The organism is Pseudomonas sp. Y39-6 (genome assembly GCF_023651955.1).
Lineage (GTDB): Bacteria > Pseudomonadota > Gammaproteobacteria > Pseudomonadales > Pseudomonadaceae > Aquipseudomonas > Aquipseudomonas veronii.
Genome location: NZ_CP069594.1, coordinates 2,645,967 through 2,666,740, shown reverse-complemented (window position 1 = coordinate 2,666,740; position 20,774 = coordinate 2,645,967). Strand labels below are relative to the sequence as shown.

The window sequence follows — 20,774 nt, the reverse complement described above, 5'->3', positions numbered from 1 at the left end:
TGTTGTTGTTCAAGACCCCCGGCGCGAAGGCGCCGCGCCGGGGTTTAGCGCCGTTGCAAGCGCTACACGTAGGTCGCGGCCAAGCCACCATCCACCGGCAGATTGACCCCGTTGACCCAGCGCGCAGCGTCCGAGCAGAGGAAGGCAATCACCGCCGCCACCTCATCGGCCAGGGCTGGCCGGGTCATGCGCTGGCTGTCTGCGGCCACCCGCTCCGGCCCGAGCATGCTGACGAAATCGCCGAGAATCGGGGTAAACACCGGCCCCGGCGCGACGCAGTTGATGCGTACCGAGTGATCGCGAAACCAGCCCTGGGATTGCTGGAAGCTCCACACGATCAGCGCTTCCTTGAAGTACTGATAACAGTTGTCCTGCTCCACCGGGTTGGCCGCCAGCCACTGCTGCCCTGCCTCGAAGCTTGGCGTCGCGGCCAGGGCCTTGTGCCGCTCCAGCCGTTGCGGCCATTGCGCGCCGAGGACCGAGGCGACATTGACGATGCTGCCGCCCGCCGGCATGCGTGGCAGCAGCGATTGAGTCAGGTGCCGCAGCCCCAGGTAATTGACCGTGGCCACCGCTTGCAAGGGCGCCGTACCGGGCACGCCGGCAATGTTGCACAGCCCATCGATGCGCGCCGGCAGGCGTGCCACCAGCGCATCGATGCTGGCAGGGTCGCCCAGGTCAGCCTGGACGAAGCTATCCAGGGTCAGTTGCGGTGCATGGCGATCAACGCCGATCACCGTGGCCCCCTGGAAGCGCGCAAGCCGCGCCAGCTCGGCGCCAATGCCGGAAGCGACGCCAGTGACGATCAAGGTTTTGTTCTGCAGGTTCATGTTCAAGCCCTCTTGTTTTTGTATAGGCATGGGTGGATCAAACCGATGAGCCAGGGCTCAGAACGGATAGGCAGGCGGTGTATTTTTCAGCGTGACCCACTGCCACTGGCTGTACTCGTCCCAGTCGGCCGGCCCGCCCACGCTGCCGCCATTACCGGAGGCGCCGCGCCCGCCGAACGGGTTGATGCATTCGTCGGCCACGGTCTGGTCGTTGATATGCAGCAGGCCGCAGTCAAGCCGCTCGCCGATGGCCATGGCGCGCCCGACCGACGGCGAGATGATGGCGGCCGACAGGCCGTACTCGGTGCGGTTGGCCAGTTCGATGGCCTCCTCGTCCGTGGCGAAGCTGACCACCGTGGCCACCGGGCCGAAGATTTCATCCTCAAACGCGCGCATACCCGGACGCACGCCACTGAGCACGGTGGGCTGGTAGAACAACCGGTCATATTCGCCGCCCGCCTCCAACCGCGCGCCCGCTTGCAGGCTGTCGCTGACGATTGCGTGTACGCGCTGCAATTGCCGTTGGTTGATCAATGGGCCGAGCGCGGCCTCACCGCGGGCGGCATTGCCCACCGTCAACGCCCGGGCCTTGTCCACCAGCTTGCGCGTGAGGCGTTCGGCGATGGATTCGTGGGCGAGAATCAAGCCGGTCGCCATGCAGATCTGCCCCTGGTGCATCCAGGCGCCCCAGGCGGCATTGCTCGCGGCCAGGTCGAGGTCGGCGTCTTCGAGAATGATCAGCGGGTTTTTGCCGCCCAGTTCCAGCGCGACTTTTTTCAGGTGTCGCCCCGCCACTTCGGCGACTTTGCGCCCCGCCGCGGTGGATCCGGTGAACGCAATCATCCGCACATTCGGATCGCGGCACAGCGCCTCCCCCTCCGGCGCAGCGCCGGGCAACACCTGCAGCAGGCCCTTGGGCAAGCCCGCCTCCTCGAACAGCCGGGCGATGAGAAAACCACCGCTGACCGGCGTCTGCGGGTCGGGCTTGAGCACCACCGCATTGCCCGCCGCCAGCGCCGGCGCCACCGAGCGCAGCGACAGGATCAGCGGAAAATTGAACGGCGAAATCACCCCGACCACGCCATGGGGCTGACGCCGCGCATAGGACAGGCGCCCGGCTTCACTGGGCAGCACCACCCCGTGCGGTTGGGACAACAGCCCCGCCGCCTGATGCAGCAGCACTATCGCTTCGCGCACTTCGTGTTCACCCTTGAACAAGGCGCCGCCGGTTTCCCGCGCGACATACAGCGCCAGTTCCGCGAAGGACTGCTGAGCCAGGTCCGCCGCCTTGCGAAACACCTCGGCGCGCTCCCGTGGACCGAATGCAGCCCATGCCGGCTGCGCCAGGGCCGCGTTGCGGCAGGCGATGGCGATGTCGGCCGGGGTGGCCATGGCGCAGCGCATCAGGGGTTCGCCGGTGGCGGGTTCGATCACTGGGATCACGGACCCCGAGGCGGGTATCCAATCGCCGTTGAACAGGCATTCGGACGCAATGGCCCGCTGTAGAAAGTGAGTGGTTTCAGACACTGACATGGCAACTCCGAGTTCTTGTAATTGTCATCGCCTGCACAGGGTGCAAACGCCGCATCAAGCCTTGAGCAAAGGCTGTGCCGCTTACGCGCAAAGCTGCTGACGTAACGCGTCGAGGGCTCTGGGTCGAGGCCCGCCGCGCTGCGCTCACACCCCACCGAGCGGTTGCCTGCAAGAACCGGGGCCCTGCCACTTGTTCAATTGATAAGGTTATGTTTAATAACTATCTGAGCAGTTACTCATATCGTTCACTCGCTTTGCAGGGGCATAACAATGACTAATCCCCCCAGTGCGCTGCCCGACGACCGGGTGGCCAATGCGGCCTTCCATCCGCGCGGCGACAGCCGCCAACTCAGTGCCGGCAGCTCGCCCACGCCGGCGGAACTGACCGACTGCCTGTTTTTTTCTCCCGAAGACGGGCGTATCTGGCTCAACGATCAACGCATGTTGTTGCTGCACAGTTCGTCGTTCGGCGCCCTGCGCGGGGAGGTCATCGAGCGCCTGGGCCTGGAGCAGGCGCGCGGCCTGTTCACCCGCACCGGTTATGCCTCCGGCGCGCGGGATGCGCGGTTGATACGCGAGCGCTGGCCACAGGCCGATGCCGCCGCGGTGTTTCGCGCCGGGACACACCTGCACACCCTGGAGGGCATGACCAAGGTTGAGCCGCTGCACTTCAAGTTCGATGCCGATTCGGGGTTCTATGAAGGTGAGTTCCTCTGGCACCACTCCTGCGAGGCCGATGAGCATGTGCGCGCCTACGGCATCGGCCAGGACCCGGTGTGCTGGACTGAAACCGGCTATGCCATCGGTTTCGTCAGTGGCCTGTTCGGGCAAATGGTGATTTTCCGCGAAGTGGAATGCCGTGGCATGGGCCACCGCAGCTGTCGGGTGATCGGCAAGACGGCCGAGCAATGGGGTGACGTCGAGCAAGACCTGCGCTACCTGAATGTGTCCCAAGCCGTCACCAGCACCACGCTCGCGCCCACGCCCGAGCACCCGGTGAGCCACAGCGCCAGGGCCAACCCGCCGCAAACGCTGGTGGGCGCCAGCGCGGCGTTCAACGCCGCGACACAAGCCCTGCAACGCGTCGCGCTGACCCCGGCAACGGTGTTGATCAGCGGTGAGTCCGGGGTGGGCAAGGAGATGTTTGCGCGCCAGTTGCACCAGCTCAGTCACCGCCATGACGGCCCGTTCGTGGCGCTCAATTGCGCCGCCATTCCGGATAACCTGATCGAGGCCGAACTCTTCGGTGTCGAACGCGGTGCCTATACCGGCGCGACGCACTCGCGCCCTGGACGTTTCGAACGGGCCCAGGGCGGCACGCTGTTCCTGGATGAAATCACCAGCCTCAGCCTGGGCGGGCAGAGCAAGTTGCTGCGGGCCTTGCAGGAGCGGGAAATCGAACGGGTCGGCGGCGTGCGCGGTATCAAGGTGGACGTGCGCGTGGTCGCCGCCACCAATATCGACCTGCGTAAAGCCGTGGCTGACGGTACGTTTCGTGAAGACCTGTTCTACCGGCTGAATGTCTACCCCATCGCCCTGCCACCGCTACGCGAACGCAGGGACGACATCCCGCTGCTGATCAACGCATTCCTCACGCGCTTCTGCCAGGAATACGCGCGAACGCCGGCGGGCCTGACCATGCGCGCCCTGAAGGTTTTGCTGCGCTATGACTTCGCGGGCAATGTGCGCGAGCTGCAAAACCTGATCGAACGCGGCCTGATCGCCAGCGACGAAGGCCAAGCGATTGACCTGGTGCACCTGTTTCGCAACGAGCCGATGCCCGCCGATCCCTATGGCCTGGACGACCACGGCAGCCTGTCAAATAGCGGGCCGCAGCTAACCACCACAGCGCCCCGCCCTGCACTGCTGGACACCCTTGGCCAGCTGGACCAGGGGTTTTCCATCGACGGCCTTGAATCGCGCCTGATCAATGAAGCGCTGCAACAAAACGCCGGCAACCTGGCCGCCGCCGCCAGGCTCGTGGGGCTCAGCCGCGCTCAATTTGCCTACCGACTGAAGAAGCATCAGCGGCAAACCCCTTGAATGGCAATTAGTGCTTTAAAAGCTTTACCCAATTAAGTATTTTGCAGGGATACGGGGGCGACAAGCGCCCCTCTTTTTACTCGTGACAAGGATCTCCTGTGAGCGGACTGCGTGAACGTCAGAAAGCCGAACGCCGGCAAGCCATCAGCAAGGCCGCGATCGAACTGTTTGAGCGCCAGGGTTTCCAGAACACCACCATCGAACAGATCGCCAGCCAGGCCGGGGTGTCGCCGCCGACGGTGTTCAAGTACTTCGGCAACAAGCAGGAAATCATCCTGGAAATCCTGCACCACGCCGATCAACGCGCGATCACCGACACCCGCAGCCGGATCCACGAAATAGACGACCCGGTCGAGGCGCTCTGCCACCTGGAACGCCTGCTTACCGGCTATGCGTTGGAAGTCATGCACCCCAGCCTGTGGCGTGAACTGCTGCCGCTGATTCTCTTCGGTGGCAACAATGAACTGCCGGCAGGCTATCGGGCCATGAACGATGCGCTCAGGGCCGAAATCAGCGAATTGCTGCGGGAATTGCAACGGGCCGGCAAGCTGCGCCCGCAGCTCGATGTGGAATTGGCCGCGTTCCTGTTGAACGACTATTCGCACCTGCAACTGTTCCGACTGGTGAACCAGGAACACCCGGATATCGACGCGCACTCTACCCAGGTCAGGCGTATCACCGAGTTGCTGTTTTACGGTATGCAGGCCTGACCCATTGCGGGGTCAGGCCATCCTGATCAGCGGTTGCTCTTGATGGCGGTCCAGGTGCGGGTACGGATGCGCTCCACGGCGGCCGGGATCGGCTCCAGGGCGAACAGGGTCTTGCGCGCTTCCTCCGGCACATACATGTTGGGGTCGTTGCGGATGCTGGCGTCCACCAGCGCAGTGGCGTCCTTGTTCGGGTTGGGGTAGCCGATCTTGTTGCTGATGCGCGCAATCACGTCCGGGCGCAGGATGTAATTGATGAACGCATGGGCCTCTGCAGTATCGGGCGCATTGGCCGGGATCATCATCACGTCCGCCCACATCGGCGCGCCTTCCTTGGGCAGTGCCATCTCGACCTTGACGCCCTTGCCGGCGGCATCTGCCAGTCGCGTGGCCAATGCGACACCGCCGGACCAGCCCACGCCCACACAGATATCACCGTTGGCCAGGTCCATGCCGTAGCGCGACGAGTTGAAGTAAGTGACGTAAGGGCGAATCTTCATCATCACGGCCTGGGCTTGCACATAGTCCTCACGCTTCTGGCTATTGGGGTCGAGGCCCTTGTAGTGCAAGGCAATCGGCAGGATCTCGTTGCCGGCGTCGAGGAAACCCACGCCACAACTGGCGAGCTTGGCGAGGTTTTCTTCCTTGAAGATGATGTCCCAGCTGTTCATCTGCACGTCGGCGCCCAAGGCTTTACGCACCTTGTCGACGTTGTAGCCGATCAATGTGGTGCCCCATAGGTAAGGCACGGCGTAGCGGTTGCCGGTGTCCCCCACCGCTTCCAGGGATTTCATGAACTCGGGGTCCAGGTGCTGCCAGTTCGGCAACTGCGCGCGGTCCAACGGTTGGACGGCACCGGCGGTGATCAGGTGCCCCAGGTTGGCGGTGCCCGGGAATACCACGTCATACCCGGAGTTTCCCGTCAGCAGCTTGGACTCCATGGTTTCGGCGCTGTCGAATACATCGTAGATCGGGTGGATTCCGGTCTCTTCCTGGAAGCTCTTGAGCACTTCCGGCGGCAGGTATTCGATCCAGTTGTAGATCCTTACGGTTCGTTCTTCGGCCAGGCAAAAACCGCTGATCAACAACGAAGCGACTGTGCCCAGCAGGGTATTACGCAAAAAACTGTTCATGATAAAAACACTCCAGCGCGGCCGCAAAGGCTCGCGGCACTTAATAGCGATAGGTGAAATACAGTTCCAACGCACTGAAGGTCTGGTCGTCACCGAACACCTGCTTGGCGGCGGCCAGTGGTTTGACCCAGTTATAGGACAGCGACGTATAGAACGACGGCGTGGGCGTCCAGTCGAGGAATATCACGCTCTCATCGGCAAAGCGCCGATCGCGGACCGCCGCACCCATGTAGTTTTTCTCATCGAGCCAGAACTGGTAGTGAATGGCGCCGAGGGTCAGGGTCTCGTTGAGGTGGGTCTTGAGCGAGAACTGTTGGACATTTTCGTTGCTGTTGAACAGCAGGTAGTTGCCGACCACGTCGCCGACGAGCCACGTACTCCAGTCGACGAAGCCCTTGCTCAACGGGTCCCAGGCTTTCTGGCGGTTATCGCTGAGGTTGTCATCACCGGAAAAGCTCGCGTAGCGATAACCGATGACAGGCGTCAACGGCAACGTGCTGAAGGCATAGTCGGCCTGGCCGTACCAGGCGTTGGCATCGTAATCGACCCCCTCGCCGCTACCGCGCTCCAACGCGTACTCCGCATTCAGAGTCAGCGCCGGTACGCCGGGCACCTTGGCATTGAGCGCCCGCAGGTTGTACACCTGCATGCCGTCGCGACGACGAGGCAGCGTGCTGCCTTTGGGCCCCAGGGCGTTGACCCGCATGGCCATGGCGCCCAGGGTCACTTGGTCGTCGAGGTTGTAATCGAGGTTGACGCCGGTCATGCGGAAATCACCCAGGTCATCGTCGGTGCGCAGGGTGAATGCCTGAGACTTCAAGGCGCCATGTTCCCAGGCCAGGATCGCCGAATCCTTGAAGGCGGTTCGAGGGCCCAGCCAGTAGGCGCCGTCCTTGAGCTGGTCCAGGTTGCCGTCCATGACGATGAAGCCCGTACCGACCATGTAGTTCTGGCGGCCAGCCGTGAACTTCCACTCACCGGCGCGGAACCCGCCGTACAGTTCTTCAGCGGCAACCTTGCCGTCGGAACTGCGGGTAAAGCCGCCCGCGTCGCCGTCGCCGAACGTGCTTGCCGCGACCAGGGAACCGCCGGCCAGCAAGCTGAAATCGGGTTGCAACGCATACTCGAGTTTGACCCCGGGTTTTACGTAGAACTCTTGCCAGTCGATCTTGGTGCCGCCATTTTTACCGTTGCGCGCATCGACCCGGCCGCTGCCGAAGTTGACGCCGCGGGTTGATAGCGTCGCGCCCCCCGCGGTGAGGTTGACTTCGCCCTTGAGATCGCCGTCCTCAAAGGTGTAGCCCGCCAACGCGACGTGGGTGGTCAAGGGTAAGCCGACCGCTATGAGCGCTCGAGAGAAACGCTTGATGAAAACCATAAGAAGCTCCTGTGTGATTATTGTTGTTACAGGGCAGTCAATGGCGACGCAAAGCGCCGCCAACACATGGCAAAGCCAGGTGAATAGAACGCAAGACTCTTATTTTTCGGGGTGTGTCAGTGACTCAGGTGAGCGCTGATAGCGCGCAGCATTCGCACGCTATCGGCATCGAACGGGCCGACCGCATCGGTCAGCGACGATTGCTTGACGATCACCACGCCGGAGGGCTTGTCGATGAACAGGTACTGGCCGTGGATGCCACCGGCCATCAGGGCCTGGCTGTGATCGTTGAACACGTACCACTGGCTTCGATAGGACGCACCCGGTGTCCAGCCGGAGAACTCGGCATTTTGCGCGTAGATCGCCGGATCCCCGCCGGCGGCGATACGTGCCACGGTCTCGGGCGACAGCAGCTCAACCCCCTCGTGACAACCATCGTTGGCCAGCAGACGACCGAAGCGCGCCATGTCTCTTAACGTCGCACTGAAACCCGCCCCGGCGACGTTACGTCCCCAGGGATCAGCCATGAAATAGCCGTCGCGATCACAGCCCAGCCGGCTCCAGATTTCTGCCAACAACTGACTGCAGGCCTTGCCCGAGGCGCGCTCCATGACCCAAGCCAAGGCTTCGGTGGTCGCGGTCACATAATGGAAAAAGCCACCGTGGCTGGCGCGCTTTTTGAGGGATGGCAGGTACTGGTACAACGACTCGAATTGAGCGTATTGCGCCGGTGCCGGTTGAAACCCGCAGGCGTAACCGTACTGCGAGCTCTCCGAGTTGGGATCGTCGTACACCTCGCTGTAGTCGATGCCCACCGCCATATCGAACAACTGGCGCACCGTCGCATCGCCAAACGCGCTGCCCACCAGTTCGGGCACGTAGTACGCGACGGGTAACCCAGGCTCGAGCACGCCACTGGAAACCAGCTGTTCGCCAAGGGTGCCGATCAGCGACTTGGTCACCGAAAACATGATGTGCCGGTCGCAGGCCTGCTGACCGTTGAAGTAGCGCTCGAACAATACCGTGTCGCCCTGCATCACCAAAAAGGCGTCGGTCTGGCTGGCCTCGAGGTGGTCGATAACGCTGATGCTCAGCCCACACTCACTGTCGAAACACAGCTGGTCCAGCGCTTTGGGAGCCTGCTTGAGCGTACCGACCGACCCTGGACCCGCCGGTACGTCAATGGTGGGGCGCAAGCGCGCCAGGTTGCGGAACCCCCACTGGCTGAAGGGCGGACGCATCCAGTTGTGCCACGTGACTCGGTGTTCCGGCTCGGCGGGAAAGCCATGCATCAGCAAAGGGGCCGCGCAAGTGGCCGACGACGATTCAGTGGCCTCGACGTAAAGCGTCGCAAGAAAAGACGGGTTTTTATGACTCATCGGGAGATGACCCTGGAGATGACTCTGCATGAGAGCAGATGCGCAGAAATCATTACCCGATATTTATCTTTAGTCAATAAAACTTTTTACTCGATAACACTCACTCCGCTATCGCTGCATCGAGCCGGTCGCCGGCGGTGCGCGGCACATTCGCCGTCATGAAAAGCACACTCCACACCGACCTCAGAAATCAACCGTGGCCGACAACTGCAAGGTGCGCGGAGATCCCGGGGAAAAGGCGCCGTAGGAGGCGACGCCCGACCAGTACTCACGGTCGAATACGTTCTGCACGGTGGCGCGGAACGTCGTAGGTCGCCCTTCTATCTTCGTGGCATAACGCGCGCCCGCATCGATGCGAGTCCAGGCGTCCAGTTCCTGGGTGTTGGCCTGGTTGACGTATTGGCTGTCGGTGTAGATCGCGCCGCCGGTCAAGGTAAAGCCTTCCAGCCATGGGGTATCCCATTCGGCCCAGAGGTTGGCCTGGATGTCGGGTACGCCGACCGGTTTGTTGCCCCGGTTGGCTGCGGTGGCGGACTTCGTCAACTCGCCGTCGAGGAACGTCACGCCCCCCATCAAGCGCGTGCCCGGCGCGACTTCCCCGTACAGGCTCACTTCCACGCCACGGTTGCGTTGCTCCGATTGCACGGAATACACATTGTTGGCACCCAGCTCGCCGCTGGGCTTTTCGATCTGGAACAACGCCACGCTCGTGATGAACGTGTGGTGTTCATACTTCACGCCGAGCTCGTGCTGTTTGGACACATAAGGGGCGAATGTCTGGCCGCCGTTGTTCGCGGTGCCTGGGGCGGTATCGCCCTTGCTCAAGCCTTCGACATAGTTGTAATACAAAGACACGTCATCCCAGGGCTTGACCACGACGCCCAGCAACGGCGTCGTGGCAGTGTCTTTGTTGCGGGAGCTGACAGCCCCGGCGGCATTGTAGTTACGCGACTCGATCGCTTGCCGGCGCAGGCCCAGGGTCAGTTGGAGGCGGTCGTCCAGCACGCCCAGGGTGTCCGTCAGTGCGACGCCGGACAGTTCCGTTTCCGAAATGCGCAGCACTTTGGGGGCGTCGAGGTATTGCTTGGGCGTATCCACCGGGTGATAGATGTTGGAGCGGATCTCCTTACCATTGGTGATGCCTCGGGACAGTTCGTCCCGGTAACGGGTCGCCATCAGCGTGGTCATGTGCGTCACCGGCCCGGTGGCGAACAGCCCGCGAAGGCCCGCATCGGCGGTCGAACGGTCGACGTTGAACTTGTAATAACCCGGGATATTGCTGGTATCGCCGGCATCGTTGAGGATCCTGGGCACCTGGTCGGACAGGCGCTTCACATCCGACTTGCCCCCGCCGGCATGGGCGAACACGGTCAGCGCATCGCTCAAGTCATACTCGCCGCCGAGCAGTGCCGACTGTTCCTTGGTGTCCGACCAACCCCATTTTTGCGGCAGGCTGGTGCGGCCATTGGCGGCAGATGGCACGTCGACGCCCGTTGCGACGGTGAAGGGGCGCGAGGCGCCGTCAAAGTTTTCTTTCTGGCTGATGTAGTCAAGGTTCAGGCGCAACCGCTCGCCGCGATAATCCAAGGCAATGGCCCCGATATCCACCTCGCGCTTCTGATTATCGACGGCGGTGTCGCCGCCCTGGAGGCTGCCGTTGAAGCGCAGGCCAAACTGGTTTTCTTCACCAAAGCGCCGGCTGATGTCCAAGTGGCCGCCCACTTGGGAGTCCGATGCGTAACTGCCGGTAAAGCGCGTCAGGTCTTCATCCAGCGCCCGCTTCGGCACGATGTTGATGACGCCGCCAACGCCACTGTTCGGCGAGACACCGTACATCAGCGCACCGGGCCCCTTGAGCACCTCGATGCGTTCGGCGTAGTCGGTGAACGTCCGGTAGTTCGGCGCCACACCGTACACGCCGTCATAGGCCAACTCGCCAAGGTTGCCTTCGCCGATGGCAAACCCACGGATGAAAAACGAATCGACGATACCGCCCGTCTGCCCCGTGGACCGCACCGAAGGATCGCGTTCCAGGGCGTCGGCCGCCGTCACTGTTTGCAGGTCGGCCAGGGTTTTGGCGGTGTAGCTGGTCACACTGAACGGGGCGTCCATCACATCCTTGTTGCCCATCATCCCCAGGCGCGCGCCACGGGCGACCTGCCCGCCGGCCAGTACCGGCGGCAATGCCGTGGGGCCAGCCTCGCGGGCGTCGATGGTGGTGGTGTCGAGGATCAGGCTCTGCGCGCTGTCAGGCGTTGACGCGTCGCCCGCTGCGGGCTGTGGCGTAGCCGCCGAGGCATTGGCGCTGCATGCGACCAAGACGACATTCAGCATGGCGCTCCGAATCGCGAGGGTTAACACGCGTTCACCATAGGGACGACAGATAACGGGCATGACGAGAGGATCCTTTCAACGTAGGAAAATGGGAATCACTCCTAATGCCAGCCGACTTGCGAAAAAGTATCATCCCTCCCTGTTTTTTTACCGGGTTCATCCGCCGAGGCCGTCCCATGTCCCATGCAGGTGTCATTCAGGGTTCAAGTGTCAGGACCCTTGTTTATCTTTTGTTCGCGATCCAACTGGTCTCCATGGGCGCGATGGAAATGAGCGGGCCATTCTGGCCCGTACACCTGCGCGAGCTGGCCTCTTCGGAGGCGCTTTTCAGTTTCGCCAGCATCGCTGTGTACGTGGGACCGATGCTGGGCATCATGCTGACCAGTGCGTTCTGGGGCCGTATCGGCGATCGATACGGGCACAAGTTGATGATGATCCGCGCGCTCGCCGGGTTGTCCTTGACCCAGCTCGGCCTGGCGTTTTTCAGCGACATCTGGGCGATCCTGGCCCTGCGTTTCCTGCAGGGTGCCTTCGCGGGCTACATTGCCCCGGCGCAGGCCTACGGCGTGAGTATCGAAAGCCCGTCGCGCCGGGCCCGGCTGTTCGCGATTCTGCAGATATCGACCAACGTCGGCTCGTTGCTGGGCGCCGTGCTCGGCGGCCTGATTCTCGATTACGCGACGTTTTTCTGGATCAATATCGTGGCCTCGGTGTTATGCGCCGCCTGCACGGTGATCGCCGCCATGACACTGCCGGACGTCCCCCCCGTGAAAAAAACCGCGCCGGTAAACACCTGCGCCCCCGCCCAGGCCAGCGCTGCCGGCTGGCGTGGCTCGCCCCTGCTGTCGCTGTTGGGCATCATGGGGATTCTGCTGTTGGCGCGAATGCTGCCCCAGACTTCGTTCTCGCTTTACGTCAGTTCCACATTCGATGTCAGCCACTCAGTGGTCGGCCTGTGCTACGGGCTATTGGCCCTGGGCTTCATTCTTTCGGCGACGGCATGGTCGCGCTACTTCGAGCAGCGCTCTCTACGCCAGACGCTGCAGCGCATCACTTACGTGGTGATCGGTTGCATCGCGCTGACCGCCGTGGCGGGCATTACCCGCAACCCCGTGGTGTTTATCCTGGCCTACTTCGTCTGGGGAGTACTGCTGGGTGCCACGACGCCAGTGCTGATGGCCCTGATCTCGACCACCGCCGAGAGTGCCCGACAGGGCTATGTACTGGGTATCGCGCAAAGCACCGCGCAGTTTGCCTCGATTGCCGGTATCTGCATCGGCGGCTTGCTCAGCCAAGCGTATGGCCTGCCCTACACGTATCTGTTCGTTTGCCTGGCGTATGCGCTGGCGCTGGTGCTGATCGTCGCCCTGCGTTACTGGCCCGCGGACAAGCAACCTCACCGAGTCGCGGGTCGGGATTGAACCGGGTGCATGGCGATGAAGGACACGCCAGCACAGGGGATCGCACCGATCGCGGGGCACTGATCCCCCCTTGCTTTTCAAGCATCTTGTCAACTAGCATTGGGAATACTTCTCAATTAGATGCACGCCCGCGCCATGAGCCAAACCCACTCCGCGAACCACCCGAGTCACCTGCGCGCGATTGAGGCCCTGTACAGCGGGCATCACAGCTGGCTGTACGCGACGCTGAAAAGAAAACTGGGCAACGCCATGGATGCGGCGGATCTGGCGCAGGACACCTTCACTCGCATCCTGGCTTCACAGGTCACGGTAATCGAGCAGCCTCGCGCCTACTTGAGCTGCGTGGCCAAGGGCATCCTGATCAACTGGTACCAGCGCAAGGCGCTGGAGCGTGCCTACCTGGAGGCACTCGCCAACGCGCCCGCACAGGATGTGCCGTCGCCTGAATCGCACTTCATGGTGCTGGAAACCCTGCACGAAATCGACGCCATGCTCGATGCCCTGCCGCCGCTGGTGAAGCGGGCGTTCCTGCTGTCGCAGATCAACGGGCTGAAATACGACGACATCGCCAAGCAACTGGACGTCTCGCTGATCACCGTCAAACGCTACATGAAGCAAGCGTTCCTGCACTGCATGATGATGGTCGAATAGATGCGCGCGCTGCGCAGAGAGCCACCGCTGAATCCCGACGTGCTTGAAGAAGCCGCCGAATGGCTGATGCGTTTGAGCGACAACGGGTTGAGCGACAACGAACGTGCCGAGTGGGAGCGCTGGAAGGTCAGCAGCCCCGAGCGCGATCGCGCGTGGTCGCGGGCGCAATTGCTGCAAAGCAAGCTGGGCGGCTTGCCGTCTTCCCTGGCGATGTCGGCGCTGGATCGGCCAAGCAATCTGGAGCGGCGTGCGGCCCTGGGTAAATTGGCCCTGCTGCTGGCGGTGATACCGGCGGGTTGGGGCAGCTGGAAGCTGGTGGAGTCAGGCCGATGGTCGTCCGACTACCGCACGGCCGTGGGCCAACGGCGCGAATTGACCCTGGCCGATGGCTCACGCATCACGTTGAATACCGACACTGCCATGGATGTGCTGTTTGATGGCCAACAGCGGCTGATCCATCTGCGCGAAGGCGAAATACTGGTGCAGACCGCACCGGATACCGCTTCCGTCCCCCGCCCCTTCCTCGTCATCACCCGACAGGGCCGCATGCAGGCCCTGGGCACGCGCTTTACCGTGCGTGAACTGGGCCCGCGTACCCAGCTCGCCGTACTGGAAGGCGCAGTGAAAGTGGAACTGGCCGAAAACCGCCAAACCGCGCCGCTGATCGTCAACGCCGGGCAGCGCACCGACTTTTCCTCACAGACCTTTGGAGCGCTGACTGCCGCCGGTCGCTACGTCGGTGCCTGGGCCCAGGGCATGCTGATGGCGGACAAGATGCGCCTGGCGGATTTCGTTGCCGAGCTGGCGCGTTATCGTCGTGGTTTTGTGCGCTGTGATCCGGCCGTTGCCGACCTGCGCGTCTCCGGTGCCTTCCCGATCAGCGATACCCAACGCACCTTGAACATGCTGGTGCAAACCTACCCGGTGCTCGCCACCGGCCATTTGAACGGGTATTGGGTCACGCTGTCGCCCGCCTGACGCCGCGAAGGCAAACCTCGCAAAAAAAAGCATTGCCAGGCTGATACTTTTTTTGATCTCAACTGGCAATGAAGGAACAGCCACTTCCTCTCGCCACAGGGCCCCCCATTGATGCCGGTCATTCGCAGCGCGTTGCTCAGCCTGACCCTGATCGGTGCGGCCTGCCCTTTGGCCCGGGCGGACGCGCCGGTGCAGCTGGATTCAGTGACCGTGCGCGCGTACAACCTTGCCCCCGGACCGCTCGGCGCAACCTTGTCGAGCTTTGCCGTGGAAGCCGGCATTGCCTTGTCCTTCGAGCCGTCGATCACTGAAGGGTTGATCAGCCCAAGGCTTTCTGGAAATTACTCGACCCAGGCGGCAGTCGCGCATTTGCTGGCCGGCAGTGGCCTGGACATGCTGCTGCGCAACGACGGCAGCTACACCTTGGCGCTCCGCAGGGTCACCCTGGCGCAGACCACGATCAGTGGCCACGACCAGCCGGCCGAGACCTTGCCCCCGGTGTACCCGGGGGGCCAGGTGGCCGCGGGAGGACGCCTGGGCATGCTGGGTAATACCGATGTAATGGACGCGCCCTTCAGCGTCAGCACTTACACCTCGTCGCTGATCAAGGACCAACAGGCAACGACCGTGGGCGACGTGCTGGAGCGCGATTCGTCGGTCCGCGCCACCGGGCAGACCGGCGGGATTGTCGATTCTTTTTTTATCCGTGGGTTTCCGGTCGGCGAAGGCAACCTCGGTGAGCTGGCCTTCGACGGTGTCTATGGCGTGGCCTCCAACTATCGGGTGTTCACCGAATACGCCGAACGCATCGAGGTCGTCAAAGGCCCGAGCGCACTGCTCTACGGCATGTCGCCCAACAGTGCCGTCGGCGGGGTGATCAATGTGGTGCCCAAGCGCTCCCTGGATGAAGACTTGACGCGGTTCACCGCCAGTTACGCCCAGGATGCGCAACTGGGGAACCATATCGACATCAGCCGGCGCTTTGGCGAGGAACGCCGATGGGGGGTGCGGGTCAACGCCAGTGTCCAGCAAGGCAACACCGTGATCGACGACCAATCGCGCGCCGTCGGGCTCGGCGCCGTGTCCCTGGACTACCGGTCCGATCGCCTGCGAGGCAGCCTGGACCTGATCTCCCAGCAAGAAAAGTTCGACGCGGCATCTCGACCGTTCCTGATCGACACGGGCGTGGAGATGCCTTCCGCCGCCAATGGGCGGACCAATGTGAGCCAAGACTGGGGCTGGTCCGAAACCCGTGATAAATCCGCGTTGCTCAGCGGTGAATACGACCTCACCGACGCCTTGACCGTCTTCGCCCATGCCGGTGGCGGCAGGTCGGCTGTCGCGCGCATGTCCGACCAGACCCCAACCCTCCTCAACGCCGCCGGCGACACCGCCTCGACACCCGGCTATTACAAGTTCAACGTGCAGCGCTACACCGTCGATGCGGGCACGCGCCTACGCTTCGACACCGGGCCGGTCGGCCACGTCACGGCCCTGCAAGTCTCGCGTTATCGCGACGAGTTGTCCCGTGGCATCACATCCGGCGCGGTCATCCTGTCGAACATCTACCACCCGATCGATCAGCCCAAGCCTTCGATTGCCGAGCCGGATACGCCAAAGGTCTCCGCGACGCAATTATCCGGCATCGCCATCGCCGACACCCTGTCGGTGCTCGAGCAACGCCTGCAGGTCACCTTCGGCCTGCGCAGACAGCATATTGAGTCGAGCAACTACAACGCCTCCGGTACGGTGAGCACGGCGTATGACGGAGGCAAGACCACGCCGCTGTTCGGGGTGGTGGTCAAACCCTGGGACCATGTGTCGCTCTACTACAACTACCTTGAGGGCCTGAGCAAGGGCGACGTCGCCCCGGCCAACGCCGCCAATGCAGGCCAGATCTTCGCCCCTTACGTTTCCCGGCAGCAGGAGATCGGGGTCAAGCTCGACTACGGCACGTTCATGGCGACCCTGGCGCTGTTCCAGATCAAGAAGCCCAGCGGCGAGTTGTCGGGCGGGACGTTTTCGGTGCAAGGCGAACAGCGCAATCGGGGCATCGAGCTGAACCTGTTTGGCGAGGTCGCCCCAGGCGCGCGCCTGCTCGGGGGAGTGACGCTGCTGGATGCACAGTTGACCAAAACCGGCATTGCCGCCAACCGGGGCAACACTCCGGTCGGCGTGCCGGATGTACAAGCCAACCTCTGGGCCGAATGGGACATCCCCTGGGTCGAGGGGCTGACGTTCACCAGTGGCGCGATCTATACCGCCCGCCAGTACGTCAACCAGGCCAACAGCCAACAACTGGATCCCTGGACCCGCATCGACCTCGGCGCACGTTACACCACGCGTATCGCACAGCGGCCGACAACGTTCCGCGCCACGGTGCAAAACCTGTTCGATCGCGAGTACTGGTCGGGTGTCGCCTCTTATGGAGCGTTTTCCCAGGGCTCGCCACGCACGCTTTTACTCTCGGCCACGGTCGACTTCTGACACCTGCAAAGGCTTTAACCATGGTTACCATCGTTCGACGCAGCCACGCCTTCGCGGCGCTGTTAGTGGCTGGCTTGCTCGGGGCTTCACTGCCCGCCCCCGCCGCCGAGGCGGATGCCGCGCGCAGTACCGTCACCGACCTGCTCGGCCGCGAGGTCAAGGTCCATCTGCCGGTCAGGCGGATGATTCTCGGGGAGGGTCGCCAGTTGTACCTGGTCGCCGCCCTGGATACGCAAAACCCCATCGAACGCATCGTCGGCTGGCGCAAGGATCTGATCCAGTCGGACCCGGACACCTACGGAGCCTACCTGCGCAAATTTCCCGCCATTGCCAGGATTCCCACCTTTGGCGGTTTTGAAGACGGGACCTTCGACATCGAACAAGCGATCGCCCAGCACCCCGACGTGATCATCCTCAACATCGAGGCGCAGCATGCCACCGAGGATGCGCGCTATATCGAGAAGCTCGATGCCCTGGGCATACCGGTGGTGTACGTCGACTTTCGCAATCAACCGATGCAGAACACCGAGCTGACCATGCGCCTGTTCGGCCGACTGTTGGGCAAAGAAGCGCGTGCCGAGGCTTTCATTGATTTTCGCAACCGGCAGATCCGCCGGGTGACCGACGTGATCGCGGCGCAGCAGCCTGTGCGCCCCGCGGTGTTTATCGAACGCATCGGCGGTTACACGGACGATTGCTGCCTGAGCTTCGGCAACGAAAACTTCGGGCTTTTTGTCGACATGGCCGGTGGCGACAATATCGCCAGAGGCATTATCCCCAGCACCTTCGGCCAGTTGAATCCCGAACAGGTCATCGTCGCCAACCCGGCGCACGTGGTAGTCACCAGCGCCAACTGGGAGGCGTTCGCCCCTGGCGGCCATTGGGTCGGCGTCGGCCCGGGCGCCGACATGACGCAAGCCCGGCACAAACTGGCCTGGTACACCCAACGGCCAGCCTACGCAGGGATCAAGGCGCAGGACAACCAGGCCTTTCATGCGATCTGGCATCAGTTCTACAACAGCCCTTACCAGTTCGTGGCCATCCAGCAACTGGCCAAATGGTTTCATCCCACGCTGTTTGCCGACCTGGACCCCGAGGCCTCCTTTCGCGAGCTGCACGAGCGGTTTCTGCCGGTACCTTACGAGCCGGGCTATTTCGTCAGCTTGCGCACCCCCGAGGTCAAGCCATGAGCGCACCGAGCGACACCCTGGTGGTGCAGCGCGAGACCTACCGTCGCCTGGTGCTGCGCAAGCGGCTGATCCTCGCCGGACTGATGACGCTGCTGCTCTGCAGTGTCCTGCTTGACCTGGCCCTGGGCCCGGCGAGTTACAGCCTGCGCGAAGTACTCGGCGCACTGTTTTCACCGGACGACGCTTCGGCGCAGGTACGCGTGGTGATGTGGGATATCCGCCTGCCTGTCGCCCTGATGGCGGTTGCCGTGGGCGCGGCATTATCACTGGCGGGTGCGCAGATGCAGACCATCCTCAACAACCCGCTGGCCAGCCCCTTCACCCTGGGCATTTCTGCCGCCGCCAGCTTCGGCGCGGCCATGGGCCTGGCGTTTGGCGTGGCCCTGTTCCCATTGGCGGCACAGTACATGGTGCCGGTGAACGCGTTCGTCATGGCCATGCTCTCTGCCTTGCTGATCCACTTCCTGAGCATGCGCCGCAGCGTCACCGCTGAAACCATCGTGCTGCTGGGCATTGCCCTGGTGTTCACGTTCAACGCGTTGTTGGCCCTGGTGCAGTTTTTTGCCACCGAGCAAGCCGTGGCGGCCGTGGTGTTCTGGACCATGGGCAGCCTGACCAAAGCCACCTGGCCCAAACTCGGTGTGATCTGCCTGGTGATCGTGGTCACCCTGCCGATTTTCGCCAGGCGCGCCTGGGCCCTCACAGCCCTGAGGCTGGGCGATGACAAGGCCGCCAGTTTCGGTATCAACGTGCGCAGCCTGCGCTTTCAGACGTTGATCATGGTCAGCCTGCTCGCCGCGTTTCCCGTGGCCTTCGTCGGCACCATCGGCTTTATCGGGCTGGTCGGCCCGCACATTGCGCGGATGTTGATTGGTGAAGACCAGCGGTTCTTCCTGCCGGCGTCGCTGCTGACCGGCGCACTGATTCTGTCCGTCAGTTCGGTGGTCAGTAAGACCCTGATTCCGGGCGCGATCTTTCCGATCGGCGTGGTCACATCGTTGATCGGCGTGCCGTTCTTCATATCTCTGATTCTCAGCGGGAAGAAAAACTCATGGTGACGATCCAGCTGGAGAACCTTGGTGCCCGCTACGGTCAGCGCACGATCATCAGCGGTGTCACGACCGGCGCATTTATGGGTGGCCAAGTGGTCGCGGTGGTCGGCCCCAATGCCGCCGGCAAGTCCACCCTGTTCAAGCGCATGGCAGGCTTGATCGACGGCCCCGGCCGGGTGATTCTGCAGGGCTCGAAAAAGGGCGTGCGGGGCATCAGCTACATGCCGCAGGGCTTGAACGGCAGCGCTCGATTGACGGTGTACGAATCGGTGCTTCTGGCACGTAAACAACTGTCGCCCGGCTGGGTCGTCCACGATGATGAGCTGACGCTGGTCGACGAGATATTGCAGGCGCTGGGGATCACCGGCCTGTCCTTTCGCAACCTCGGCGAACTCAGCGGCGGGCAGCAACAGCTCGTGTCCATCGCGCAGACCTTGGTGCGCGAGCCGGAGATCCTGTTGATGGACGAACCCACCAGCGCCCTCGACATGCACCGCCAGGTCCAGGTGTTGGACTTCATGCAGGCATTGGCCCGCCGGCGTCGGGTCATTGTGTTCATCGCCATCCATGACCTGAACCAGGCGTTACGTTTTGCCGATCAGGTGCTGGTGATTGCCGACGGTACCGCACAAGGCAGTGGCGCGAGCCGTGAGGTCATTACAGAACAGATGCTGCGCACTGTGTACAAGGTCCAGGCGCGCATTGAACAGTGCAGTCGCGGGCAGCCTCATATCCTGATCGACGATATTGTTTGAGGGCCGCGAGCACTCCAGCCTGTATTCCACGGCCGCGCCGGCCATCAGTGCCTGGGCTTCGATGGGCGGCGCATCCGGATAGTGTCAACGGGTAACTTGATCCCGAGGTCGAACCGCGCTGATCAAAAGTCGTCCTTTACGTTGCCATCGTTGATCTTGAACTCCCGGTGTTGCAGATAAACGCTTCGAATGAAGTTGTATTTATCCCCGGTGATGAGCTTTTCAGATTTTATATATTGAGCGCGTCCGTCGATCATGCCCAGGCCGTACAGGCTATTACGCGTCGGAACGTCGCCGATGTAACGAACCGGGTTGGCGTAGATATCGGGAAAGATGGCCGGCGCATCGCGAAGTGTGCTGGGCCCCAAGAGTGGCAGCACAAGATAAGGACCACTACCTACCCCCCAGTAACCGAGGGTTTGACCGAAATCTTCGTCATTGCGCTGCAGTCCCATGGGCGTCGCGACATCGACCAATCCTGCCAGGCCAATGGTGCTGTTGAGTAAGAAGCGGCTCGTATCAACCCCGGCGCTATAGAACTTGGCTTGAAGTAAGTTGTTCGCCAGGTTCTTGACCTCCCCCAGATTGTTGAAAAAATTATGCACGCCGTCTTGCGCAATGCGCGGGGTGACAAATTGATAACCCTGGGCAAGGGGTTTCAGTGCGTAGGTATCCAGCGTGTCATTGAATGAGAAAATGGGTCGGTTGATACGCTCCCACGGGTCCTTGTCGGAATCCGCCTGGCAAAGGGCTGAAAGCGTTATGAAACTGGCGCAGGTCAGTACCTGAGCGCAACGGCTTAAAGTGGAACGAGATGCACGCATGTTGATTTCCCATTGAATGAAGTCAGCCGATTTGACGCGCGCCAGCCGTTCCATCGCGGCGATTGTGTGTGCAAGAGAC

General features: G+C 62.3%; 16 protein-coding genes. 9 read left to right on the top strand and 7 right to left on the bottom strand.

Annotated features, from left to right (window positions below; genetic code table 11):
* Positions 1–62: 62 nt before the first annotated feature.
* Together JN756_RS12320 and JN756_RS12315 are read right to left on the bottom strand one after the other, a co-directional pair.
* Entirely contained in the window at positions 63–830 is a 768-nt protein-coding gene (locus tag JN756_RS12320) for a coniferyl-alcohol dehydrogenase (RefSeq protein WP_057005578.1), read from the bottom strand.
* Positions 831–887: 57 nt separating this feature from the next.
* Complete coding sequence (locus tag JN756_RS12315) at positions 888–2,363, bottom strand: benzaldehyde dehydrogenase (protein ID WP_046483790.1); 1,476 nt, start codon at positions 2,361–2,363, stop codon at positions 888–890.
* A 270-nt stretch (positions 2,364–2,633) separates the two neighbouring features.
* Between JN756_RS12315 and JN756_RS12310 the strand changes: the two genes are divergently transcribed.
* A complete protein-coding gene (locus JN756_RS12310) occupies positions 2,634–4,406 on the top strand; it encodes a sigma-54-dependent Fis family transcriptional regulator (RefSeq protein WP_201022124.1) in 1,773 nt (590 codons plus the stop codon).
* Positions 4,407–4,504: 98 nt separating this feature from the next.
* Positions 4,505–5,116 carry a TetR/AcrR family transcriptional regulator gene (locus JN756_RS12305; protein WP_046383969.1) on the top strand — a complete coding sequence of 204 codons (612 nt, stop codon included), beginning with the start codon at positions 4,505–4,507 and terminating at the stop codon, positions 5,114–5,116.
* A gap of 26 nt (positions 5,117–5,142) precedes the next feature.
* Here JN756_RS12305 and JN756_RS12300 read toward each other — a convergent pair whose 3' ends face one another.
* From JN756_RS12300 to JN756_RS12285, 4 genes are all read right to left on the bottom strand, one after another.
* Positions 5,143–6,246, bottom strand: a complete 1,104-nt coding sequence (locus JN756_RS12300; RefSeq protein WP_201022123.1) for a polyamine ABC transporter substrate-binding protein — start codon at positions 6,244–6,246, stop codon at positions 5,143–5,145.
* Positions 6,247–6,286: 40 nt separating this feature from the next.
* The gene (locus JN756_RS12295; RefSeq protein WP_046383971.1) at positions 6,287–7,624 is read right to left on the bottom strand and encodes an alginate export family protein; all 1,338 of its coding nucleotides are present in this window, start codon (positions 7,622–7,624) and stop codon (positions 6,287–6,289) included.
* 116 nt (positions 7,625–7,740) lie between these two features.
* Positions 7,741–9,003, bottom strand: coding sequence for a serine hydrolase domain-containing protein (locus tag JN756_RS12290; protein ID WP_169865855.1), 1,263 nt, complete (start codon positions 9,001–9,003; stop codon positions 7,741–7,743).
* Between the two features lie 183 nt (positions 9,004–9,186).
* Positions 9,187–11,397, bottom strand: a complete 2,211-nt coding sequence (locus JN756_RS12285; RefSeq protein WP_201022122.1) for a TonB-dependent receptor — start codon at positions 11,395–11,397, stop codon at positions 9,187–9,189.
* 116 nt (positions 11,398–11,513) lie between these two features.
* Here JN756_RS12285 and JN756_RS12280 point away from each other — a divergent pair, with 116 nt between their 5' ends.
* The 7 genes from JN756_RS12280 to JN756_RS12250 all read left to right on the top strand — a co-directional run bounded on the left by JN756_RS12280 (position 11,514) and on the right by JN756_RS12250 (position 19,871).
* Positions 11,514–12,758, top strand: a complete 1,245-nt coding sequence (locus tag JN756_RS12280; RefSeq protein ID WP_201022121.1) for an MFS transporter — start codon at positions 11,514–11,516, stop codon at positions 12,756–12,758.
* Between the two features lie 135 nt (positions 12,759–12,893).
* A complete protein-coding gene (locus JN756_RS12275) occupies positions 12,894–13,409 on the top strand; it encodes a sigma-70 family RNA polymerase sigma factor (RefSeq protein ID WP_026140148.1) in 516 nt (171 codons plus the stop codon).
* Positions 13,410–14,387 (top strand): FecR domain-containing protein, encoded by a 978-nt coding sequence (locus JN756_RS12270; protein WP_201022120.1) that lies wholly within the window; start codon positions 13,410–13,412, stop codon positions 14,385–14,387.
* Between the two features lie 111 nt (positions 14,388–14,498).
* Entirely contained in the window at positions 14,499–16,874 is a 2,376-nt protein-coding gene (locus JN756_RS12265; protein WP_169881427.1) for a TonB-dependent receptor, read from the top strand.
* Positions 16,875–16,894: 20 nt separating this feature from the next.
* Entirely contained in the window at positions 16,895–18,064 is a 1,170-nt protein-coding gene (locus JN756_RS12260; RefSeq protein ID WP_057005570.1) for an ABC transporter substrate-binding protein, read from the top strand.
* Positions 18,061–19,122, top strand: coding sequence for a FecCD family ABC transporter permease (locus JN756_RS12255; RefSeq protein ID WP_201022119.1), 1,062 nt, complete (start codon positions 18,061–18,063; stop codon positions 19,120–19,122). The genes JN756_RS12260 and JN756_RS12255 overlap by 4 nt, the downstream gene beginning before the upstream one ends.
* A complete protein-coding gene (locus JN756_RS12250; RefSeq protein WP_017847952.1) occupies positions 19,116–19,871 on the top strand; it encodes an ABC transporter ATP-binding protein in 756 nt (251 codons plus the stop codon). The genes JN756_RS12255 and JN756_RS12250 overlap by 7 nt, the downstream gene beginning before the upstream one ends.
* Before the next feature lie 122 nt (positions 19,872–19,993).
* Here JN756_RS12250 and JN756_RS12245 read toward each other — a convergent pair whose 3' ends face one another.
* Positions 19,994–20,695: an MlaA family lipoprotein gene (locus JN756_RS12245; RefSeq protein ID WP_046385321.1), complete on the bottom strand. Its 702-nt coding sequence runs from the start codon at positions 20,693–20,695 to the stop codon at positions 19,994–19,996.
* Positions 20,696–20,774: the final 79 nt, after the last annotated feature.